This window comes from Hyalangium minutum (genome assembly GCF_000737315.1).
Lineage (GTDB): Bacteria > Myxococcota > Myxococcia > Myxococcales > Myxococcaceae > Hyalangium > Hyalangium minutum.
Window position 1 is genome coordinate 195,762 of the sequence record NZ_JMCB01000001.1, and the last position, 21,029, is coordinate 216,790.

The following is a 21,029-nucleotide window of genomic DNA, read 5'->3' on the forward strand; positions in this document are numbered from 1 at the left end:
ACGGTGATGGTCCGCCCGTCCCTCTCTCTCGCTCTTGTGGCGCTGTCGCTGCTGTCCACCCCGGCCCTGGCCCAGTCGCGGCTGCCCAGCTTCGACCTCCAGCGGCTCCAGTTCGAGCCCAGCGCGCTCGGCTCCTTCGTGGTGGGCACCGGCCGCACGCTGGACGCGGGTGTCTTCCGCACCTCGTTCCAGGTCCACTACGAGCAGCAGCCGCTCTCCTTCGATGAGCGCTGGGACCCAGCTGCGGGCCAATCGCTGGTGGAGGGCAAGTTCACCACCCACCTCACCGCAGCCTATGGCGTGCTGTCCTGGCTGCAGGTGGGGGCGCAGGTGCCCTTCATCCTCAACCAGTCGGGGACTCGCACCTTCACGGCGCTGCCCCCCTCGAAGACGGGCCTGGGGACACCCTGGGTGTCGGCTCGCGTGGGGCTGCTGAGCCAGAAGAGCGGTGGGCCCATGAACCTGGCGCTCGACGTCGCGGGCGCTGTGCCTGTGGGCAGCACCGAGGCGCTCGCCAAGGATGACTACGCGCTGTACCCACGGCTCCAGCTGGGCGTCCAGGGTTCGGGCTTCCAGGTGGGAGGCGAGGTGGGCGCCCTCGTGCGCAAGAAGGTGGACCTCGGGGTGCTCTCCCTCCGCGAGCACGACGTCATCGGCAACGAGCTCCGGATCGGTGCCACGGTGACGTCGCTCGGCGGCAAGAAGACGCGCGGCGAGCTGAGCGTGATGACGGCGCTGCCGCTCGAGGACGGGCGCATGAGCACGGAGGTGCTGCTGGCCATCCGCCGCCACGCCCTGCCCTGGCTGGACCTCTACGTGCTCGGCGGGCCGGGGATCGGCATCGCCTCGGACACGCCCTCGTTCCGTGTCATCGCCGGCGCCTCGTTCTCCAACGCGAAGATCGACTGACGCTCAGCGCACGTTGCGGAACGTGCCCCGGTAGAAACAACAAGGGCGGCCGTGGCACGAAGCCACGGGCCGCCCTCTTCACTTCACCGGCCCGGAACGCGGGCCGCGCCGCTCAATTCACATCCCAGCAGGCGGCGATCTCCTCGCAGGCGAGCGCCAGGTTGTCCAACCGGCGCTGCTGCGCCTTGGGCGCCACGTACACCTTCCCCGCGAACACGTCGAACACGCGCACCAGGCGGTGATCCACCGGCCCCTTCTGCTGCAGGTGCTCCTCCGCGTACAGGTGCAGCACCGTGGCGATGTACTGCCCGGACTGCTCGTTCAGCGGCGTGTGCTTCGAGAAGTACAGCTTCAGCAGCCCCGAGTGCATCTGCCCGTGCCGGTCCGCGCTGCGCAGCAGGAGCTCCGGCCGCACGTTGATCGTCACGCCGCTCAGCGCCATCGGCGGGAACTCCGGACCCGCGGGGCTCGCCACCGCGTTCGTCAGCGACAGCTCGTCGGCCGCCATCAGGAAGTGCTGCAGCGCCTCCGCGCACAAAGACAGCCGGTGCGCGTCGAAGTCCGACTCGGGCTTGGCGTTCAGCATGCGGCGCTGGTGGTAGCGCAGAATCACCTCATCACGGCCGCCGCAGAGGTACTCGACGATGGCTTGCGCGGCCTCCGGGTAGCGCAGGTACTGAGGGTCCACCGGGTGCTTCTGCGCGTGGATGATGCGCTTGCGCAGCGCCGGCGTCGCCGTCAGGTACTGCCCCAGCTTGTTCACCGAGACGCTCGGATTCGCACGAATGTCAGTCATTGTTCGACCCTTCCTTGCCGTTGCGGGAATAAAGAGAGACTACCGGTCAGGTCTGACATTCCCCGGCGAGCCAGGGTCCTCATCCCAGCGCAAAACCCACCTTGTCGCACACCTCGAATTCAGAGGGCTCCGGGCCCTACCTGCCGCGTTCCGGCGCCCGGCCGTGCGTACAATAGAAACGAAGACGTGGAGGAGACACGCGCGTGAAATACCCCCCCCGGCTGGGACACCTGGCCACCCGCCCCGTAGTAGTGAACCGGCTGGTGCCCACCTATGCGAAGGCCCACCAGATTGACGAACAGGAGGCCGCTCAGCGGCTGGAGCGCGCCATCGCCGGGCGCCTCTGGGAGGACCTGCTTGCGGCCACGTGGGAGGCGATGCAGAGCCGCGTGAAGCGGCTGGACGAGCAGAAGCTGCTGGAGAAGGTGTTCAACACGCTCGAGGATCGGCCCCTGCGCTATGGCCGGGTGGTGGAGCCCAACGCCGCCTGGAGCGCCTTCATGATGCTGCTGGACCTGGAGATCGGCACCGCGGGGGACGCGGCCCGCAAGGTGATGGAGTCCGAGCAGGGCCGGAAGATGATCAGCGCCGGGCTCGCGGAGGCGGGGATGTTCCTCGCCATCGAGCTGACCAAGGGAAAGTGAGCCCGCCTCCCCAGCGGCATTTCCACGGGGCCCAGGCTGTTGGCTCCACTCGACGACCCGAGCCGCCGTGCCCCTCGAGCAGCGGGGCGGGCGCCCCCTGAGAGACCCTGCACGTGCTCATCCGGTACTCCGACTGGAAGCGGCCCACCGACGACGTCTATGCGTTCCGTCTGCGCACGGCCGCTGGCGCCGCCGAGCCAGGCGCGTTCATCCCCGCGCTGCCCGGCGTGGGGACCCAGAGCGACATCCGGGACGTCCTCCGCCGGGTGCTCGCGGACGGAGAGGCCGAGCGCTTCGAGCGCCAGATCGATCGCTGGTCCGGCCCCGAGGACGTGGTCGGAGAGGCGCGCGAGAAGCCTTACGCAGGGCAGCAGCACACCTTCGAGGAGCGCTCCCCGAGCGACACCCTCACGATGGCGGACGTGGACGCGGTGCTCCGAGGCATCGTCCTCGTGCTGCGCGGCAGCTCCGGTGCCACCGACTACGTGCTGCGTGACCACCACATGCTGGATGTGGCGCTGTACCACTATTGGACCACCGGCGAGCTGCCGAGCGCCCTCTTCCATGCAGACAGGCACTCGGACTGGTGCAAGGACAGCTACCTGGAGGCCCGCCGGCCCCAACAGGCGGCCACCTGGTGGGCGCTCATCGAGGGCCTCAAGCGCCCCAGCACCGGCGCTCCCGTGCTCTCCGAGCGGGCCGTCTTCTTCACCACCGCGGCGGCCGAGCGCTCCTCCCGGATGAGCGGGCGGGACATTGGCGCCTCGGTGCGCGTGCCCGGCTTCCTCGATCCGGAGGGGCTCCGCTGGCCCCAGGTCCTCGAACAGCCCGGCGCCACCGAGGCGGACTGGGTCTCTCTGGATCTGGACTTCTTCCAGCCCTCACCCCAGCTCCGCGTCAGCAAGGGGCTGCTGCGAGACGCCCGCTTCCAGGGACTCCTCTCCGGCGCCCGGGTGCGCGTCTTCGTGCTCTCACCCCAGTTCACCAACGGTGGAGACCGGATCGATCCGTGGGTGATTCAGGGCCACCTGCATTCCTCGCTCCGGCTGCTCAACCTGCTGCGCCGCCCACTCCGCCTGGGGGTTCCCCAAGCCTGAGGCAGGCGTGTCAGCCGGCATGTCATTTCTTCGGCCTTCCAACGAGATTCCACTGTCACGGAACCTCTTGCGATAGCAGTTCCCATTTTTCTGAAACCCGATGACAATCTCCCCCCTCTGCAGTTGGGGATGGGTCATCGATGCCTCAGGAGAAAGCGAAGAGCCCTGAGCAGCAGCCCTCGGAAGCGTCCGAGAGGCCCGATCCGACCCTGCCCGTAGGGAGCGGCGCTCCCGCCCCGGCAGGAGAGATGTCCCCCACCAACCTGCGCCCGGACGCCAAGAGCCCGGAGCAGTGGTGGGCGCCTCCGGAGACCTCTCCCGAGGGCCAACCCGGCTCCCCTCCCAAGGTCCCCACGCCCGTGACAGAGAAGAAGGACCCGCTCATCGGCACGGTGGTGGGCAGCTTCCGGCTCATCCGCAAGCTGGGCGGCGGCGGCATGGGCACCGTCTACCTGGGCGAGCACACCTTGATTGGCAGCAAGGTCGCCGTGAAGTTCCTCCACGAGCACTTCGCCTCCAATGAGGCCCTCGTCCAGCGCTTCCTCGCGGAAGCCCGCTCCGTCAACCTCATCGGCCACGAAAACATCATCAACATCTTCGACATGAGCCTGCTGCCTCCTCGCAGGCACTACCTCGTCATGGAGTACCTGGAGGGCAGCCCTCTCTCGTCCATGACGGGGAGCCCGCAGCCGCCCTCGGTGATCGTGCCGATCCTCACCCAGGTGTGCGATGCGCTTCAGGCGGCTCACCTCAACGGCGTGGTCCACCGGGACCTGAAGCCGGAGAACATCTTCCTCGTGCGGCATGACCGCACACCGCACTTCGTGAAGGTGCTGGACTTCGGCATCGCCAAGCTGCTCGACGGGGCGCACTCGCCGGGGCAGACCTCGATGGGCACCATCATCGGGACCCCGGAGTACATGGCTCCCGAGCAGTGGGCCGGCAAGGGCGTGGATGGGCGCACAGACCTGTACGCGCTGGGCATCATCTCCTACGAGCTGCTCACCGGCCGCACGCCCTTCCCCAAGGGAGGGCTGGGGAGCCTGCTGCACGCCCACCTCCAGGAGCTGCCCCCTGCGCCCCACGAGCTGACCCCGTCGGTGCCCCTGCCGCTCTCGCAGCTCGTCATGCGTGCCATGGCCAAGCGCCCGGAAGATCGCTTCCGGACCGCAGCCGAGATGCGCACCGCGCTGGAACAGGCACTCGCGGGGCAGGCACCGGCTCCGCTTCCGTCGCTCGCCACGCCCGCTCCTGCCCCAGTTCCCGCGGCCACACCGCCCTCGCTGCCGCTGGACACGGCGATGGCCATTCCGGCGACGGCCCCCGCTCCGCCCCGGCGGCCCGCGTCTCCTCCGCCGCTCGAGGCCTTCGCCAAGGGGGTCCTCACTCCGGGCTCGGAGCCGCTCCGCATGAGCTGCACGGACCTGAGCCGCGCTGGGGCCTTCCTGTGCACCGAAGGCTCGCTGCCCCCGCTGCGCTCGCGCGTAGCGCTCACCCTGGAGGTGCGCGGCCAGAACCTGCCCTGTACCGGCGAGGTTGTCCGCCACGTCACCCCGGCCCAGGCGGGCTCCTGGGGCATGCGCGCGGGCTTCGCCGTCCAGTTCATCAACCTGTCCGCCGAAGCCCGCGACGCCCTCTCCCGCCTCTCCCAGGGCCAGACAGCGCCCTCGGCCACCCCCAAGGTGCTCTCGGACGATCCGCAGGCGGAGTCGCTGCTGACCATGCTCCAGCAGCGCATGAACGCCGACCCGTACGTGCTGCTGTCACTCCCCCAGAACGCCACGTTCGATGAAGTTCGCCAGCACGGCCGCGCCGCCACGAGCGCCCTGGAGACCATCGCCGCCCGGCCGCTGTCGGCCCGCCAGGCGAAGGAGCTCTCCGAGATGCGCTCGCGCATCGAGAAGGCCGCGGACCTGCTGGGACACCCCCGCCAGCGCATCGAGCACGACGCCTGGCGCGCCAACTACGCGGGCGTGGCCCGGTGCATCTCCAGCGGCCTCACCGCCACCGAGATCGAGTCCCTGCGCGCCCGCTACCTGGTGGCCCACCCAGGCACGGAGGCGCGCGAGCGCATCCACGCCGCCACCGCCTCCGCCTGGGAATCCCAAGGCAGCATCGGCCTGGCCCTGGCCGAATACGAGAAGGCGCTCGCCGCCGACCCGCTCAACCTGCAGCTCCAGCAGCGCTACTGGAACCTCAAGCAGCGCGGCGTGAAGCCCACCCCACCCCCGGAGAGCAGCTCCAAAGAGGGCCAGGACGTGCCGGGGCTGCGGCGCCGCCGCTAGTCAGCGCGCGAGGCCTCCTTACTTCGGCATGAAGTTGAAGGCCTTGAGCATGAGGATGAAGATGCCCATGAGGCTCTCGCCCGCGAGGAAGCCAGAGCCCACGGGGAACACGGCGGCCTCCGCCACCTTCGGCTTGCGCCGGCGCAGGTACTCCGCGATGCCCGCGCCGATGCAGAAGCTGATCGAGCTGGAGCCGGGGATGACGATGGCCAGCCCGAAGCCCGCGGCCGATGGAATGTAGGGCTTCGCGGCCTTCGGGGCCCACCGGTCCAGCAGCACCAGGGCGATGCCCAGCAGCCCTCCGCACAGTGCTCCCATGCGGGCGCTGGGGTGCAGCGCCTCCAGGCCCACCGACAGCATCTTGGAGACGCCCGCCCAGACCATCACGCCCGGAGCGGGGAACTCCTCACCGCCCAGGACCTGCGCATCCGGCACGAGCAGGTTGAAGGCGGGCACCACGATGGCCGCGCCCGCCACCACGCCAAAGAGCTGGCCGATGAGCTGCTGCCGGGGGTTACCGCCGAGCAGCCATCCGGACTTGAGATCGATCAGCAGATCCGCCGCGTGCAGGCCGACGCCACCTGTGGCATTGGCACTCATGACGTTGGCGGCCACGTTGCCGGGCGCCAGCCCTCCGTAGATGAGCTGCGTGACAGGGCCGAGTGCCTTGGTCGGCGTGGTGTCCGTCTCTCCGGTGACCCGGGCGGCGATGAAGCCCATCACCACGGCGAGCGGCAGCGCGAGCACGCCGGCCCACACGGGGATCTGGAAGAGGTACGCCATCAGCGCCACGGCGACGGGCCCCAGGATGGCGAAGCCCATGGGGAACCAGGAGGGAGGAACCTCGATGGCGGCCAGGGGATCCTGGGTGGCCTCGTGCTTCTTCCGGAACAAGCCCGAGAGAGCCTGGAGCGAGCGGGCCACGCTGCGCCACTGGAACGCGAAAGAGAGCACCCCCGAGGTGACGAGCAGCGCCGCGCCCGTCCACAGCATCCAGGTGTTGATGGCCTTCTGGGTGACGGCGGTGATGAAGCCCTGATCCACCATGGCGGGAGCCAGGAAGCCATAGGTGAGGACAGCGCCCAGGAGCATGGACCAGCCGGTCTTCCAGGTCATCAGCATGCCGCCGCCGATGAGCAGCAGGCTCGGCTCGAAGGCCAGGCCCCAGTCCTTCAATGGACGGTCCCGGAGGGTGGCCCAGGGCAGAATGCTCTTCTTTTCCATGATCGGCAGCGGCAGGCGAAGGAACTCGGGGGCATGAGTGTTGAGCCAGGCGCTCTTCGCGTCCCGCAGCACCGCGACGATGGCACCGATCAATCCCGCGATGCCGAGCAGCCGTGACTTCTGCCGTGCCACCTCGCCGTGGCCGTGGAGCGCCTTGATGGTCTCGGCGGTGGCGATGCCGGAGGGGAACGGCAGCGCCTCGATGTTGACGAGCTGGCGCTTGATGGGGATGGCGGCAAAGACACCCAGCGCGGCGATGACGGCGAACCACAGCACCAGCCAGCCCGTGCCGGGCAGCGTGCCAGTGAGCACCAGCAACGCGGGCACGGCGGCCATGTTGCCGCCTCCCGTCATGTAGCCCGCCGCCGACGCCACCGAGCCCATGGCGTTGTTCTCCAGCGGAGAGAAGTCCTCCCGGAACACGCGCAGCTGGCGCATCAGGTTGAAGAAGGAGAACGCCAGGATGCAGGCGGTCACGGTGACGCCCATGCTCCAGCCCGTCTTCAGGATGATGTACAGGTTGGACAGGCACATCACCATGCCGATGAGCATGCCGGCCACGATGGCGCGCGGCGTGAGCTGGCGCGCGCCGCCCTGGTACACGTTCTCCAGCCAGTAGCGCTCCGGGTCCTGGCCCTCGGCGGGCGCGGCCACCGGCGGAGCGTCGTGGGGATCGTGGCGAGGCGTCTCGTTGGCGGCGGGCTGAGTCATTGGGAGCGCAACGATAATGCACCTGCCCGGAATCACCGAACGCCTCCACCAAGCGGGCAGCCGGCGTCCCTTCCCCGGCGGAAGAGGGCCTCGCCCTCACGCCCGGGGTACGTCACCACGCAGAGTGTTCACCCCCCGGAATTCGACGAGCGAGGAGTGTTCGCCAGCCCATGGCGCTGGCCCATGGCGGTGGCAGGCCCCCGCTCCCCACGCCATGAGAGAGGTTCCACTGCTGGTCTCCGGAGCCTCTTGATGCTCTCCTTGCTTTCCCGTTGGAGCCGCGCCCTGCTCCTCCTGACGCTCGCCTGTGCCTCCTGCTCTGAACGTCAGAGCCCCGCTCAGCCGCCTCCTCCCGAGGGCCCCAATCCTCAGGAGGACACGGCCCTCAGCAACGTGCTGCGGCCCGAGCGCCAGGTCTTCCGCCCAGAGCTGCTCCAGAACCTCACGCTCCCCCCTGGCTTCGCGGTCTCTGTGTTCGCGCAGGATCTGGGTGCCCCGCGGATGATGGCCGAGGGACCGGATGGGTCGCTCTACGTCACGCGGCCGAAGCAGTCAGATGTGGTGCGGCTTCGGGACACGAACGGGGATGGCCGCGCCGAGGCGCCGAGCGTGGTCCTCTCAGGACTCAAGGACGTGCATGGCCTCGCCCTGCACCAGGGACGAGCCTATGTCGCCACGCCCACCCAGGTTCACGTCGTGGAGGTGCTGGGGGATGGCAGCTGGGGCTCTCCCCAGCTCCTGGTGGACCGGCTTCCGGATGGAGGCCAGCACGCCAATCGCACGCTCGCCGTGGGGCCTGATGGCAAGCTCTACCTCTCGGTGGGCAGCAGCTGCAACGCGTGCGACGAGACCAACGAAGAACACGCGACGCTGCTGCGGGTGAACCTGGATGGCAAGGGCCGGGAGATTTTCGCCCGGGGTCTGCGCAACACCATCGGCTTCGGCTGGCACCCGCAGTCGGGAGAGCTGTGGGGCATGGATCATGGCAGCGACCACCGCGGCGATGACATTCCTCCCGAGGAGCTCAACCGGCTGGTGCAAGGAAAGGACTACGGATGGCCTTATGCCTTTGGCCAGCAGCAGCCCGATCCGGTGATCGACGAGCCGAAGAACATGACCAAGGCGGAGTACGTGGCGAAGACGGAGCCGGCCGTCCTCACCTATCCGGCCCACAGCGCCCCCATCGGGATGGTCTTCTACACGGGGGTGGCCTTCCCGGCCGAGTACCAGGGGGATGCGTTCGTCGCCATGAGGGGCTCGTGGAACCGCAAGCCCGCCACTGGCTACAAGCTGGTGCGCATCGACTTCAATGGCGGCCAACCCCAGCGCTTCGAGGACTTCATGACGGGCTTCCTGCTCGAAGAGGGCCGTGCCCACTTCGGGCGGCTGGCCGGCGTGACGCAGACACGGGACGGGGCGCTGCTGCTCGGAGATGACACCAACGGGGTCATCTACCGCATCACCTACAAGAACTGAGCCCCGTCCCCTCTTTCAGCTACTTGTGCTTGTGGCCATGGCCGTGGTCGTGGTCGTGGTCGTGGTCATGATCATGGCCGCCGTGATCGTGGGCGCCGCCCGGCCCGTGAGCGTGGCCGTGAGAGAGCTCCTCGGCCGTGGCGTCCCGGACGTCCTTCACGGTGACGTCGAAGTGCAGCGTCTTGCCCGCCAGCGGGTGGTTCAGGTCGACAATGACCGTCTCGCCCTTCACCTCGTGGATGCCGATGGGGATGACCTCGCCGCCGTCGGTCTGCGCGGCCAGCCGCATGCCCGGCTTGAGCTCGGCGTCGGCGGGGAACATGGTGCGCGGTACTTCCTGGAGGCCCCGAGCGTCATGCTCGCCGTAGCCCTGCGCGGGAGGGACCACCACCTGCTTGGCCTCGCCGGCGGCCAGGCCTTCGAGGGCCTTTTCGAGGCCAGGGACGATCTGACCGCGCCCATGCAGGTAGGAGAGAGGCTGGCCGGGCTCGCTCTGGTCGATGATCTGTCCGTCGCCCAGGTGCAGCTTGTACTCCAACGCAATGATGCGGTCCTTGCCGATCTTCATGAAGCGGCTCCTCGTGCTTCAACTGCGGGTGGTACTGCATTCAGGAAGTGTGCGAGCAGTGCTCCCCGTGCGCATGGCACAGACATGACACGGCAGAGCGAGCGAGCCCCAGCCCGGCGGGCCGATGTGCCAGAGGGAAGGGAGCTGTAGCGCGCGTTCAGGATGGGAAGCTCAGGGTGAGTCGGCAGGTATATCGCGCTTGAGCAAGGCTCGTCGCTCGGAGAGAAGCAGCCCGTCAAGAGGCAGACGGCTCGGCGGCACCCTCTAGCGGGGCATCGTCGTCCGGCTCGCCCCGAGCGACATAGAGGGCCGCAGCCAGATCCCCGGTGACGTTGAGGGTGGTGCGGCACATGTCCAGGAATCGATCCACGCCCAGGATGAGCCCAATACCCTCGGTGGGGATCTTGAACATGCCCAGGATCATCAGGACGACCGGGAGTGAGCCCGCGGGGACGCCTGCGGTGCCGATACCCGCGAGCACACAGATGAACATGATGACCGCCTGATCCCCGAGGCTCAGGGGCACGCCGTACACCTGCGCGAGGAAGAGCACAGTCACACCCTCGAAGAGCGCGGTGCCGTTCTGGTTCATGGCGGCGCCCGCGGTGAGAACGAAGCGGGACACGTGGCGCGGCAGGCGCAGGTTCTCCTCGGCGACTTTGAGCGCGGTGGGCAGGGTGGCGCTGGACGAGGCGGTGGAGAAGGCGGTGGCCATGGCGAGGCGGATGTCGCGGAAGAAGCTCACCGGGCTGCGGCCTCCGAGGAAGCGCACCGAGAGCGAGTACACCCCAAACATGTGCAGCCCGAGCGCCAGCAGCACCACCGCCACGTACGAGAGAATCTGCTGCAGCACTTCCACGCCCAACTGCGCCATCACGGAGAACAGCAGCGCGGCGACACCGTAGGGCGCCAGCTTCAGCACGCCGTCGATGAGCCGCATCATCACGTCATAGAGGCCCTGGATGGTCTCGCGCAGGCGGAGCGCGGCGGGCGTCTGCGTCAGGGCGAGCCCGGTGCCGAAAATGAGCGAGAAGAGGATGAGGCCAATCATGTCCCCGTCCGCCGCAGTGCGGATGGGGTTGTCGGGCACCATGTTGACGATGAGCGCGGCGGGCGACGTGCTGCTGGGCGCGGGCGCGGCCTTCATGGCGGCGGGGTTGTTCTTCGCGGCGGCACGGGCCTCTTCGCTGAAACCAGCCCCCGGCTGCAGCGTGTTGACCAGAAGCAGTCCGAGAAGCACGGCCAGGGAGGAGAAAACCACGGTGTAGACGACGGTCTTCAGCCCGAGCCGGCCAATCTGCTTCAGGTCCAGCTCACACACGCCCATCACCAGGGCGGCAAAGAGCAGCGGCACCACCAGCATGAGCAGCAGTCGGATGAAGATCCTCCCCACGGGCTGGGTGAAGTTTGTCACCACGCTGGTGAGCCAGGCAGAGTCCCCAGCGACCGCATGGGCCACGAGTCCGGCCACGGTGCCGAAGAGAATGTCCACGAGCATCTTCTGGTGTGCCTTCATCCCGGCGCAGCCTAACGGTGAATGGGGGTGGCGCCTATCTTCCATTCAGCGGAAGCTTCCGGCCCACCGTGGAACCGTCCGTCCATTTCACCGAGCTGACCGAAGGCGCCTTGCCGGAGCCTCTCTTCCGCCGCCTGCTGCGGCGCATGAGCGCCCTGGGCACCGAGCGGCTGCGCACCACCTACCAGACGACCTTCTGGTACGGCTTCGGCGAGCCCACCAACGTGGTGGAGGAGGCCATCCTCTTCCTGCGGCCGCGCGTGGTGAAGAACCTGCGCATCATCGGCGCGGAGTGGTGGCTGAGCCGCATGTACGCCACGGACGTGCGGGTGGACTTCCACCAGGACCGCGACGAGAAGCTCGCCCTGCGCACCGGGAAGCTGGTGCACCCGAGGCTGTCTTCCGTGTTCTTCCTGAACCGGGTGCGCGGAGGGGCGCTCGCCATCACCTCGCAGCTCCCGGATCCGTCCAACCCGTCGTTGGCCCCCCAAAAGTTGGATGACCTGACGCTGGTGGCCCCCCGCCCCAACCGCTTCGTGGTCTTCGACGGGAAGCTCACCCACGGAGTGCTCGACGTGAACAACCAGATCCCCGACCGGAAGCTCCCGGGGCGCACCCGGCTCCGGCGCACCATCGCGATCAACTGGTGGGCCACGCGCCCCTCGGACACCCCCACGTGGGAGGAGACTGGCATCTACCGGGCGCTCGGGCTCAGGAGCCGCTCTCGGTAGCTACGGGCGCGCGCCGTCTCTCGCAGCCGGCGCGTCACCCGCTCGGCCCACTCGGGCTCGATCTCGATGCATGCGGGCCTGCGCCCCAGCCGCAGCGCCGACGCCGGCGTCGAGCCGCTCCCCGCGAACGGATCCAGCACCGTCTCCCCAGGCCGGCTGTACGTCCTCACCAGCGGCTCCAGCACCGAGAACGGCTTGTGGTGCGGATGGTTGCCCCACCGCCCCGCCTCGCCGTCGTCGTCGTAGCCGCTCACCACGGCCCACGCCACTGGCGGATCCCCCAGGCCTGGCACCGGCGCCAGCGTCCGAGCGAACACCAGCGCCACCTCGTACACCCGCAGCAGTTGCTCGTTGGCGTTCTTGTCCGTGGTGCGCTTGCCCCAGACGTACTCGCCGCGCAGGTGCGTGTAGCCGAGTTCCCGCGCCACCGTGGTGATGGGCTCCTTGCCCAGCAGGTTCGTCCAGATGACCAGCGGCGCGTCCGGCGTGAGCCACGCGACAGCCTGCGTCATCCACTTCTCCGTGAAGACACGGTAGTCCCGCACGGTCTCGAAGCGGACGATGGGGTTGCGATCAATCTTCTTGTGGGCGCGAGGGTCTCGCTCGTCCCCACCCTTCCTGCGCCGCGTCAGCAGGCAGTACGGCGGATCCGTGAGAAGCAGGCTGGCGCGGTTCTCCCCCAGCGCCGCCCGGTAGCCGTCCACCTCCCGCGCATCGGCGCGGTGGCAGCGCAAGGACTCGGCTGGCAGATCGGTACTCATCCAGCGCCACCCTACACCCGGCCGCGCCGGGCTCAAGCGGTTGCGCTGGACTCAAGACACCGCGCCCACCTCCGAACGTGAGACGGCGGCAATCTCCCGGACGGGCACGCGAGGGTGCGTGCGGAAAATCGCGAAGTCGGTCCCCGCCTCCGTCACCACATCCATCATCTGATCGATGAACAGCTCGCCAGCCCGGAGCTGCACGGCCACGGGACGCCGCCTCAGCACCGTCTCCTCGAGCACATCAATGAAGTCACACTGCCCTACATCATCCTGGCAGATACGGCTCATGAAACACCTGATCCGGACAGCGCCGGCTTCGAGGCGCGGTGACACGCCTCCCCCTGTCACTTCACCCTGGCCGTAACGAGCCCAGGACTTGGACGCAACTCCAAGCCCCGAAGCTACCGATCTCCAGACCTTCCGTGAAGAACTTGGGACTCCGGGTCCCTGCAGGTGTCTGCCCGGCGTCCAGGGTTGGACACCTGGGCAGGAAAATTTCCTGAGATCAGCGATCGCCGGCGGCGTAGTCCTTCGCGTAGTCCTTGAAGGTGCGGGGCGGGCGGCCGAGCACGTCCTTCACGCCGCTGGCCGTCGCGGCGGACCAGCCGTTTTTGATCAGCGCGTTGAGCTCCATCAGGCCGTCCACCACCCACGCGGGCATCTGCATGTCCAGCATGGACTTGCGAGCGCCCTCCTCGGGCACGTCCACGTAGGAGTAATTGCGGCCCAGCGCCTGGCCGAGGATGGCCAACGCCTCGGCGTCACTGAGCGCCTCGGGCCCGGTGAGCTCGTACGCCTTGTTCTCGTGCCCCGGACTCGTGAGGACCGTTGCGGCCACCTCGCCAATGTCCCGCCCGTCCACCCACGCTGCCTTGCCCTGGCCATGCGGCGCGTAGACGGTGCTGTCCTTCTTCGGATCCGCGCCATAGAAGTTGAAGAAGTTCTCCATGAAGAAGGTGGGCCGCAGCATCGTCCACGCGATGCCGCTGTCCTTGATGGCCTTCTCACTGGCCCGGTGCAACCGGCCCATGGCGATGCCCGGCTCGGCCTCCACGCCCATCACCGACAGCTTGACGATGTGCTTCACCCCCGCCTTCTTCGCCGCGTTCACCAGTGCCTGGGTGTACTCCACCTGCTTCTCGGACGTCGGCGTGAGCAGGAACAGCTTCTCCACGCCCTGCAGCGCCGGCCCGAAGGTCTCCGGCTTGTCCCAGTCGAACGGGACCGCCTCCACGCCCTGCCCCTTGAGCTTGTCGGGCGAGCGGGTTCCCACCTTGAAGCGCACCCCCTTGGTCTTGAGCGCCTTCACCGTGGAAGAACCAATCGTCCCCGTCGCACCTGTTACGAGAATCATGTTCCCTCTCCGTCTTCGTTGATCAAACAGCGGGTGCACGATGCCACGAGCCCGAGGAGATCAGCCAGATCCCCTGCCCTCCGGCGGGCCGCCCCCGAGTGCCACGCCGCGCTGCAGCCGCTCCTGGCCGAAGGGACACAGGTCCAGCACGGGGCAGCGTCCGCACGCGGGCGACTGGTGGTAGCAGCAGCGCTGGCCATGCAGCATCAGCGCCTCGTGGTGGTCGTAGACCTGCTGCGCGTCCCATCTCTGAGGGAGAAGCGCGGCCAAGATCGCGTGCGAGGGCCCCACGGGGATGCGGGCCGAGAGCAGCCCCAGCCGGACGGCGACGCGGTAGTGGTGGCTGTCCACGGGCAGCGCGGGCATGCGCAGGCGGCTGAAGAGGAGCACGGCGGCGCTCGTCTTCGGCCCCACGCCGGGCAGCGCCTCCAGCCAAGCGCGCGCCTGGGGCACCTCCATCCCCTCGAGGAAGTCGAGCGTCAGCGCCCCGCCTTGGCGCGTGGTGATCTCGCGGAGGACGGCCTGGAGACGCGGCGCCTTCTGCTCGGGCCAGGTGACGCTGGCGATGGCGTCCTGCACCTCCTGCAGCGGCGCGTCCCGGACGGCCTCCCAGGTGGAGAACCGGCTCCGGAGCTGCCGGAACGCCCGGCCCGAGTCCGCGTTGCGCGTGCGGTGGGACAGCAGCGCGGAGACCAGCTCGCTCAGCGGATCCAGGTCGTGGAAGAAGGGAATCGGACAGCCATACGCGGCGCACAGGCGCTCGTGCACCCGCATCACCTTCTCGGACAACTCCATGCCCGTCAGACCTCCTGGCCTCATGGGTTGTGAGGCTCTCATGTGACCTGACAGGTTAGCTCCGGCGCTGGCGCCCTACCGGGTTTCGAGGGGGCTCATGACGCGGGGCGTTCACTGAGCAACGGGGGTTCTTCCATGGACGGAGCGACCCAGCCCGGCATAGCGTCTCGCCACCCCGAGCGCACGAGTGTCCATGAGCTGGAATCCCCTTCGCGCCCTGCTGGCCTGCCTCCTCCTCGCCGCCCCCGCCGTCCAAGCCGAGGAGCCCGCCGCGCCTTCGAGCCCCGCACCCGCGCCGGAGGTGCCTCCCAACCAGTCCCCACTCCCCGCCGAGTCCGCACCGCCTCCCGAGGCGCCTCCTCCCTCGGAGGCATCTGACACGCCCGCCAGGCGCAAGGGCTGGGACATCCAGGGCGTGCCCGCCATCAACTTCAACACCGACGAGGGCTTCGGATACGGCGCGGTCCTGCTGCTGGTGGACCGGGCGGATGGCTCCTACGAGCCGTTCCGCTACTCGGTGATGTTGCAATTCTTCCAGACCACGCGGCAGGTGGCCTCGCACTTCATCAACCTGGATGCGCCGCGGTTCCTCGGCTCGCCGTGGCGCATGGGCCTGGAGCTCGCGTATGCACGGACCAAGTTCGCCCCGTATTACGGCCTGGGCAACACCGCGGACTACGACAAGGAACTCTCGAGCTGCGGTGATCGGGACGCACTGAAGGACAACCCGGATGTCTGCCCGGACAACACCGCGTTCCGGGGGCTGCGCTATTACACGTACGATCACCGGAGCCTGCCGCGCATCCGCCTCAACGCGCGTCGCGGGCTCTCCGACGAGTGGCTCCTCTTCCTGGGCTACCGCCTGCGCGTGGACCGGATCCGGATGCGCTACTCGGCGGATGACTTGGGCCAGACGGGCGACTCCAAGCTCTTCGAGGACACCTCCGCCGGTCTGCTCGAGCCCTATGCGGGCCCGGTCTCCGAGCCCCTCTCGGAGCGCACCTCCGAGATGCTCGTGGGCATCCAGTACGACACCCGCGACATCGAGTCCTCCCCCACTCGGGGCATGTTCCACGAGCTGTCCGTGCGCGGCGGCGCCAGCCCCCTGGGTAGCCAGCTCAACTACTGGGGCGCCACGCTCCACACGCGCTTCTTTCACCCCGTCATCCCCGGCTACTCGCGGCTCATCATGGGGTGGCGCGGCCTGCTCGATGTGATGGGCGGAGACGTCCCCATCTCCCTGCTCCCGTTCTACGGCGGGCTCGAGGGCAAGGACGGCCTGGGCGGCGTCTTCTCCGCGCGCGGCATCCTCCTGCGCCGCTACCAGGGGCCCGTGAAGCTGCTGCTCAACGGCGAGCTTCGGTGGACCCCGCTCTCCGCGCAGCCGCTGGGCCAGCAGTTCGACTTCACCTTCGCGGGGTTCCTGGACGCCGGGCGCGTCTGGAGCGACCTGCACTTCAGCGAGGGCGGGGGCTTGAAGACGTCCGCGGGCGGCGGGCTGCGCGTCATCTGGAACCGCGAGTTCGTCATCCGCCTGGACTACGGCGTCGGCATCACCGAGCCCACCACCGGCTTCTACCTGGACATCGGCCACATCTTCTGACGCGGCGCACTCGGGCCAGACGCCCTCGACAAGCTCGCGGCTCCTCTGCGATGACGGAGCCGCGCCGGACCGCCTCCCCGGCCTGGAGAGCTCATGTCACCTAGGACTTCTCACCTCGCCTCGCCCTGCGCCCGAGCAGGCTTGCTGGCGCTCGCTTTGCTGCTCGGCAGCGCCTGCTCGGAGATGGATGCGGACACGGATCCGCTGGCGCGCATCACCCGCACGTTGGAAGCCTCGGGTGGAGCTGCCCCCCGCACGCTGGTGGCCAACGTGTACTACCGGGATCGCGCGGACCTCAACGCCCTGGCCACCGACTACGACGCGCTGGAGAAGGTGGATCGGCAAGCGGGCTTCGTGGTGCTCGCGCTCACGCCAGAGGATGCCCAAGCGCTGAGGGAGCGCGGCTACCGGGTGGAGCTGGACGAGAAGTCCACGCTGTCCGCCAACACGCCTCGTATCCCGGACGCGGCGCATCCCACGGGGATCACCTCCTTCACCTGCTACCGCACCATCGAGGAGAGCTATGCCTCCCTGGCCCAGCTCGCCGCAGCCCAGCCGAACATCGCCTCGTGGGTCGACATCGGGAACACCTGGGACAAGATCACGCGGCTCGGGCCTCCGGGGTACGACTTGTTCGCGCTGGTGTTGACCAACAAGGCACGGCCCGGGCCCAAGCCTCGCTTCTTCCTCATGGCCGCCATCCACGCGCGCGAGTACACCACCGCGGAGACGGCCACCCGCTTCGGCGAGTACCTCATCAACAACTACGGCATCGATCCGGACGTCACCTGGATGCTGGACTACGGCGAGGTGCACATCGTCGTTCAGTCCAACCCCGACGGGCGCAAGGTCGCCGAGCAGGGCTACACCCAGCGCAAGAACCGCAACACCACCAGCGGCAGTCAGACCTGCACCAACCCGCCCACGAACAGCAGCCAGTACGGCATTGACCTCAACCGCAACAGCACCTTCGGGTGGGGTGGACCGGGCGCGAGCACGAGCCCCTGCAGCCTGACCTACCGGGGCCCGAGCGCGGCCAGCGAGCCGGAGACGCTCGCGCTCGAGAACTACATCCGCTCGCTCTACCCGGACCGGCGGGGCCCCGGACGCGGAGACGCGGCGCCAGCGGACACGGAGGGCGTGATGATCTCCCTGCACAGCTACTCGGAGCTGGTGCTGTTCCCCTGGGGTGACAGCGAGTCCACCGTGCCGAACCTGGCCGGGCTGCGGGCGCTGGGCAAGCGCATGAGCTTCTACAACAACTACGAGGCGTGCCAGACAGCCGTCTGCCTCTACGAGGCCGCGGGCGCCACGGATGACTTCACCTACGGCGAGCTGGGCGTGGCCTCGTACACCATCGAGATGGGCAACGACTTCTTCGAGAGCTGCAGCGCCTTCGAGGCAGACGTGTACCCGCGCAATTTCCCGGCGCTGCTCTACGCCTTCAAGGTGGTGCGCCGTCCGTACCAGCTCGCGCAGGGCCCGGACTCGCGCTCGCTCACGCTGACGCCCGCCACCGTCGACCAGGGCCTGCCGGCCACCCTGCGCGCCACGGCGGATGACACCCGCTTCGGAAGCATTGGCGGCGCCGAGCAGACCCAGCCCATCATCGCCGCGCGTTACTCGGTGGATGCGCCCTCTTGGGTGCCGAACACGCCGGTCTACCCGCTGTCCGCGAGCGACGGTGCCTTCAACTCGACCCAGGAGCAGCTCACGGCCACGGTGAACACGTCCGGGCTGTCGTTCGGCCGCCACACCCTCTTCGTGGAGAGCCAGGACAGCTCGGGCGCCTGGGGGCCTCCCTCCGCCCTCTTCTTCACCGTCCATCAGCCTTTGCGCGCGGTCGGCGTGACGCCGGGCGCCTCGGGGACACAGGGAACGCGCGGGCAGCTCATCACCTACACACTGGACATCACCAACCAGGGCAGCCTTTCGGACTCGTTCCGGGTGGCGGTGACCTCGAGCTGGCCTGTCAGGACCTTGAGCTCGGTGGGGCCGCTGGGCGTGGGAGAGAGCTCCTCCGTGCAGGTAACGATCCTCGTGCCCCCAAACGCGCCGATGTGGAGCACGGACACCGCCCAGGTGCGCATCACCTCCATGGGAGATCCGCAGAAGGCGGCCACGGCCTCAATCGTCACCATGGCCACGAGCCCTGACCTGCCGCCGACCTCCGTCACCGACGAGGACTCCACCTGGTGAGGCGCTCCATGACACGGCTGTTCACCGCGCTCCTGGCCACCACCGCGCTCCTGGCCACAGGCTGCAAGAAGGAAGAGGCCCCCCGCGCGGATGCGGACTTCTACAAGAAGACCCAGGAGCAGCTGATCCGCGCCAAGCCGGGCACGGTCATCGAGCTGCCCGAAGGCCGTTTCCAGCTCGACCGGAGCCTGTCCTCCACCGTGGATGGCATCACCCTCCGCGGCAAGGGCATGGACAAGACGATCCTCTCCTTCAAGGGCCAGACCCAGGGAGCCGAGGGGCTGCTGGTCAAGGGCAACAACATCACCATCGAGGATCTGGCCATCGAGGACACGAAGGGCGACGCGCTCAAGGTCAACGGCTCGGACGGGCTGGTGATCCGGCGCGTGCGGACCGAGTGGACGGGCGGTCCCAAGGCCACCAATGGCGCCTATGGGCTCTACCCTGTGCAGTGCCGGAACGTGCTGATCGAGGACTCGGTGGCCATTGGGGCCTCGGACGCGGGCATCTACGTGGGCCAGTCCGAGCACGTCATCATCCGTCGCAACAAGGCGATGCGGAACGTGGCCGGCATCGAGAGTGAGAACACGAAGTTCGCGGACATCTACGAGAACACCGCGACGGAGAACACAGGTGGCATCCTGGTGTTCGACTTGCCGGATCTGCCCAAGCGCGGCGGCCAGGCCACGCGCGTCTTCAACAACGACATCTTCGCCAACACCACGGACAACTTCGCCCCCGAGGGGAACATCGTCGCCAAGGTGCCTCGGGGCACGGGCGTGATGATCATGGCCACCGACCAGGTGGAGGTGTTCCAGAACCGGATCCGCGACAACCCGACGGTGAACATGCTCATCGTCAGCTACTTCGTGGCGCAGAAACCCATCAAGGACAAGGGCTACGATCCCTACCCCGAGGCCCTCTCCATCCACGACAACACGTTCTCCGGCGGGGGAGAGTCGCCGGACGGCGTGTTCTTGAAGCTGCTGGCGCTCAAGCTGGGCAAGCCGTTCCCGGACATCCTCTATGACGGGATTGTCGACGAGAAGAAGCGGACCCCGGCGGGCACGCTGCCGGATGAGCTGCGCATCTGCCTCCGGAACAACGGCGATGCGGACTTCGCCAACGCCGATGTGGAGCACGACTTCGCGAACATCCGCAAGGAACTGGCCCCTCATGACTGCCAGCACCCGAGCTACGCGCCGGTCCAGCTGACGGGAGTCATGCAGTGATGATGGGTCGTGTGCTGGTGGCCATGCTGGCCCTGGGGTTGGGGGCATGCAGCAAGGGGCGTGGGGAGGTCCACACCTTCGTGGAGGATCCCTATCCAGAGAAGCTGTCGGCGTGGGGGCTCTTCCAGGGTTCGGGCTGGACGCTCGAGCCCCAAGCGGGGGTCATCCCCTATTCGGTGAACACGCCGCTCTTCAGCGACTACGCGGAGAAGTACCGGACGATCTGGGTGCCTCCGGGCCAGGCGGCGCAATACCGGGACTCGGACGTGTTCGACTTCCCGGTGGGCACGATCCTGTCGAAGACGTTCATGTACCCGGTGGACGGGCGCGTGCCCGCGGCGCAGGGGCCTGGGCGGACGGCAGGCAACGCGGACAAGCGCTTCCGGCCAGTGGAGACGCGCATCCTGGTGCACGCGAAGCAGGGCTGGGTGTCCCTGCCCTACGTGTGGAACGAAGAGGGCACCGAGGCCACGCTGGAGGTGGTGGGCAGCAGCCGCAACGTGGAGGTGACGCACGCCTCGGGCGAGAAGCTGTTCGCCCACTACATGATCCCCAACGTGAACCAGTGCCAGGGCTGCCATGAGCGCGACAAGGCGATGACGCCCATCGGCCTCCAGGCGCGGCACCTGAACCGGGGCTATCCCTATGACGAGGGCCCCGAGAACCAGCTCGTGAAGCTGACGCGCGTGGGCTACCTGAAGGGCGCTCCGGCCCCCACGGCGGCGCCACGCAACGCCGTGTGGAACGAGCCCACCACGGGGACGCTGGAGGAGCGGGCGCGTGCGTATCTCGAGGCCAACTGCGCGCACTGCCACGATCGACGTGGACCCGCAGCGAGCTCGGGTCTGTACCTGGCCGCGCAGGAGAAGGATCCGCACACGCTCGGCCGCTGCAAGGCGCCCGTGGCCGCGGGCCGGGGCGCGGGCAAGGACCTGCCCTTCGACATCGTCCCCGGCAAGCCCGAGCGCTCCATCCTGGTGTACCGGATGGACTCGCAAGATCCGGGGGTGATGATGCCCGAGCTGGGGCGCTCGCTCATCCACCGAGAGGGCGTAGCGCTCCTCCGCGAGTGGATCCAACAACTCCAGGGCTCCTGCGACGACGAGCCCCGGACGGAGCGCTGAA

Annotated in this window: 18 protein-coding genes; 10 read left to right on the plus strand and 8 right to left on the minus strand. The window is 68.3% G+C overall.

Annotation, left to right across the window (positions count from 1 at the left end; genetic code table 11):
• Positions 1-6: 6 nt before the first annotated feature.
• Positions 7-909 carry a hypothetical protein gene (locus tag DB31_RS00665; RefSeq protein ID WP_044180640.1) on the plus strand — a complete coding sequence of 301 codons (903 nt, stop codon included), beginning with the start codon at positions 7-9 and terminating at the stop codon, positions 907-909.
• Between the two features lie 112 nt (positions 910-1,021).
• On the opposite strand, the gene DB31_RS00670 is transcribed toward DB31_RS00665, so the two are convergent.
• Complete coding sequence (locus DB31_RS00670; RefSeq protein WP_044180642.1) at positions 1,022-1,705, minus strand: hypothetical protein; 684 nt, start codon at positions 1,703-1,705, stop codon at positions 1,022-1,024.
• A gap of 203 nt (positions 1,706-1,908) precedes the next feature.
• Between DB31_RS00670 and DB31_RS00675 the strand changes: the two genes are divergently transcribed.
• From DB31_RS00675 to DB31_RS00685, 3 genes are all read left to right on the plus strand, one after another.
• Positions 1,909-2,349, plus strand: coding sequence for a hypothetical protein (locus tag DB31_RS00675; protein WP_044180645.1), 441 nt, complete (start codon positions 1,909-1,911; stop codon positions 2,347-2,349).
• A 113-nt stretch (positions 2,350-2,462) separates the two neighbouring features.
• Complete coding sequence (locus DB31_RS00680; RefSeq protein ID WP_240486454.1) at positions 2,463-3,446, plus strand: hypothetical protein; 984 nt, start codon at positions 2,463-2,465, stop codon at positions 3,444-3,446.
• 248 nt (positions 3,447-3,694) lie between these two features.
• Positions 3,695-5,731 (plus strand): serine/threonine-protein kinase, encoded by a 2,037-nt coding sequence (locus DB31_RS00685; RefSeq protein WP_052419609.1) that lies wholly within the window; start codon positions 3,695-3,697, stop codon positions 5,729-5,731.
• Between the two features lie 18 nt (positions 5,732-5,749).
• Here the strand turns inward: DB31_RS00685 and DB31_RS00690 are convergent, their stop codons facing one another.
• A complete protein-coding gene (locus DB31_RS00690) occupies positions 5,750-7,666 on the minus strand; it encodes an OPT family oligopeptide transporter (protein WP_044180649.1) in 1,917 nt (638 codons plus the stop codon).
• A gap of 252 nt (positions 7,667-7,918) precedes the next feature.
• Here DB31_RS00690 and DB31_RS00695 point away from each other — a divergent pair, with 252 nt between their 5' ends.
• Positions 7,919-9,142, plus strand: coding sequence for a PQQ-dependent sugar dehydrogenase (locus DB31_RS00695; protein ID WP_044180651.1), 1,224 nt, complete (start codon positions 7,919-7,921; stop codon positions 9,140-9,142).
• Positions 9,143-9,161: 19 nt separating this feature from the next.
• Here the strand turns inward: DB31_RS00695 and DB31_RS00700 are convergent, their stop codons facing one another.
• Both DB31_RS00700 and DB31_RS00705 read right to left on the minus strand, forming a co-directional pair.
• Positions 9,162-9,710, minus strand: a complete 549-nt coding sequence (locus DB31_RS00700; protein ID WP_044180653.1) for an FKBP-type peptidyl-prolyl cis-trans isomerase — start codon at positions 9,708-9,710, stop codon at positions 9,162-9,164.
• A 235-nt stretch (positions 9,711-9,945) separates the two neighbouring features.
• Complete coding sequence (locus DB31_RS00705; RefSeq protein WP_044180656.1) at positions 9,946-11,226, minus strand: dicarboxylate/amino acid:cation symporter; 1,281 nt, start codon at positions 11,224-11,226, stop codon at positions 9,946-9,948.
• Between the two features lie 146 nt (positions 11,227-11,372).
• Here DB31_RS00705 and DB31_RS00710 point away from each other — a divergent pair, with 146 nt between their 5' ends.
• The gene (locus DB31_RS00710) at positions 11,373-11,957 is read left to right on the plus strand and encodes a 2OG-Fe(II) oxygenase (protein ID WP_240486501.1); all 585 of its coding nucleotides are present in this window, start codon (positions 11,373-11,375) and stop codon (positions 11,955-11,957) included.
• On the opposite strand, the gene DB31_RS00715 is transcribed toward DB31_RS00710, so the two are convergent.
• From DB31_RS00715 to DB31_RS00730, 4 genes are all read right to left on the minus strand, one after another.
• The gene (locus DB31_RS00715) at positions 11,921-12,718 is read right to left on the minus strand and encodes a DNA-methyltransferase (RefSeq protein ID WP_044180662.1); all 798 of its coding nucleotides are present in this window, start codon (positions 12,716-12,718) and stop codon (positions 11,921-11,923) included. The genes DB31_RS00710 and DB31_RS00715 overlap by 37 nt on opposite strands.
• Positions 12,719-12,769: 51 nt before the next feature.
• The gene (locus DB31_RS00720) at positions 12,770-13,009 is read right to left on the minus strand and encodes a hypothetical protein (RefSeq protein WP_044180665.1); all 240 of its coding nucleotides are present in this window, start codon (positions 13,007-13,009) and stop codon (positions 12,770-12,772) included.
• Between the two features lie 217 nt (positions 13,010-13,226).
• Positions 13,227-14,075 carry an SDR family oxidoreductase gene (locus DB31_RS00725; RefSeq protein WP_044180668.1) on the minus strand — a complete coding sequence of 283 codons (849 nt, stop codon included), beginning with the start codon at positions 14,073-14,075 and terminating at the stop codon, positions 13,227-13,229.
• Between the two features lie 60 nt (positions 14,076-14,135).
• Positions 14,136-14,870, minus strand: coding sequence for an endonuclease III domain-containing protein (locus tag DB31_RS00730; protein ID WP_052419610.1), 735 nt, complete (start codon positions 14,868-14,870; stop codon positions 14,136-14,138).
• Between the two features lie 193 nt (positions 14,871-15,063).
• On the opposite strand from DB31_RS00730, the gene omp85 reads away from it, so the two are divergent.
• From omp85 to DB31_RS00750, 4 genes are all read left to right on the plus strand, one after another.
• The gene (gene omp85, locus DB31_RS00735) at positions 15,064-16,473 is read left to right on the plus strand and encodes an Omp85 family outer membrane protein (RefSeq protein ID WP_044182019.1); all 1,410 of its coding nucleotides are present in this window, start codon (positions 15,064-15,066) and stop codon (positions 16,471-16,473) included.
• Positions 16,474-16,566: 93 nt separating this feature from the next.
• Positions 16,567-18,672 carry a M14 family metallopeptidase gene (locus DB31_RS00740; RefSeq protein WP_083967940.1) on the plus strand — a complete coding sequence of 702 codons (2,106 nt, stop codon included), beginning with the start codon at positions 16,567-16,569 and terminating at the stop codon, positions 18,670-18,672.
• 8 nt (positions 18,673-18,680) lie between these two features.
• Entirely contained in the window at positions 18,681-19,904 is a 1,224-nt protein-coding gene (locus tag DB31_RS00745) for a parallel beta-helix domain-containing protein (protein ID WP_044180673.1), read from the plus strand.
• Complete coding sequence (locus tag DB31_RS00750) at positions 19,904-21,028, plus strand: SO2930 family diheme c-type cytochrome (protein ID WP_205628443.1); 1,125 nt, start codon at positions 19,904-19,906, stop codon at positions 21,026-21,028. Before DB31_RS00745 ends, DB31_RS00750 begins: the two co-directional genes overlap by 1 nt.
• Position 21,029 lies beyond the last annotated feature (1 nt).

Coding starts and splice junctions, on each gene's coding strand:
- DB31_RS00730 (WP_052419610.1), bottom strand. CDS start 14,870: ATGGAGTTGTCCGAGAAGGTGATGCGGGTGCACGAGCGCCTGTGCGCC.
- DB31_RS00685 (WP_052419609.1), top strand. CDS start 3,695: ATGTCCCCCACCAACCTGCGCCCGGACGCCAAGAGCCCGGAGCAGTGG.
- DB31_RS00670 (WP_044180642.1), bottom strand. CDS start 1,705: ATGACTGACATTCGTGCGAATCCGAGCGTCTCGGTGAACAAGCTGGGG.
- DB31_RS00690 (WP_044180649.1), bottom strand. CDS start 7,666: ATGACTCAGCCCGCCGCCAACGAGACGCCTCGCCACGATCCCCACGAC.
- DB31_RS00745 (WP_044180673.1), top strand. CDS start 18,681: ATGACACGGCTGTTCACCGCGCTCCTGGCCACCACCGCGCTCCTGGCC.
- DB31_RS00715 (WP_044180662.1), bottom strand. CDS start 12,718: ATGAGTACCGATCTGCCAGCCGAGTCCTTGCGCTGCCACCGCGCCGAT.
- DB31_RS00740 (WP_083967940.1), top strand. CDS start 16,567: ATGTCACCTAGGACTTCTCACCTCGCCTCGCCCTGCGCCCGAGCAGGC.
- DB31_RS00720 (WP_044180665.1), bottom strand. CDS start 13,009: ATGAGCCGTATCTGCCAGGATGATGTAGGGCAGTGTGACTTCATTGAT.
- DB31_RS00665 (WP_044180640.1), top strand. CDS start 7: ATGGTCCGCCCGTCCCTCTCTCTCGCTCTTGTGGCGCTGTCGCTGCTG.
- DB31_RS00710 (WP_240486501.1), top strand. CDS start 11,373: ATGAGCGCCCTGGGCACCGAGCGGCTGCGCACCACCTACCAGACGACC.
- DB31_RS00750 (WP_205628443.1), top strand. CDS start 19,904: ATGATGGGTCGTGTGCTGGTGGCCATGCTGGCCCTGGGGTTGGGGGCA.
- DB31_RS00705 (WP_044180656.1), bottom strand. CDS start 11,226: ATGAAGGCACACCAGAAGATGCTCGTGGACATTCTCTTCGGCACCGTG.
- omp85 (WP_044182019.1), top strand. CDS start 15,064: ATGAGCTGGAATCCCCTTCGCGCCCTGCTGGCCTGCCTCCTCCTCGCC.
- DB31_RS00695 (WP_044180651.1), top strand. CDS start 7,919: ATGCTCTCCTTGCTTTCCCGTTGGAGCCGCGCCCTGCTCCTCCTGACG.
- DB31_RS00725 (WP_044180668.1), bottom strand. CDS start 14,075: ATGATTCTCGTAACAGGTGCGACGGGGACGATTGGTTCTTCCACGGTG.
- DB31_RS00700 (WP_044180653.1), bottom strand. CDS start 9,710: ATGAAGATCGGCAAGGACCGCATCATTGCGTTGGAGTACAAGCTGCAC.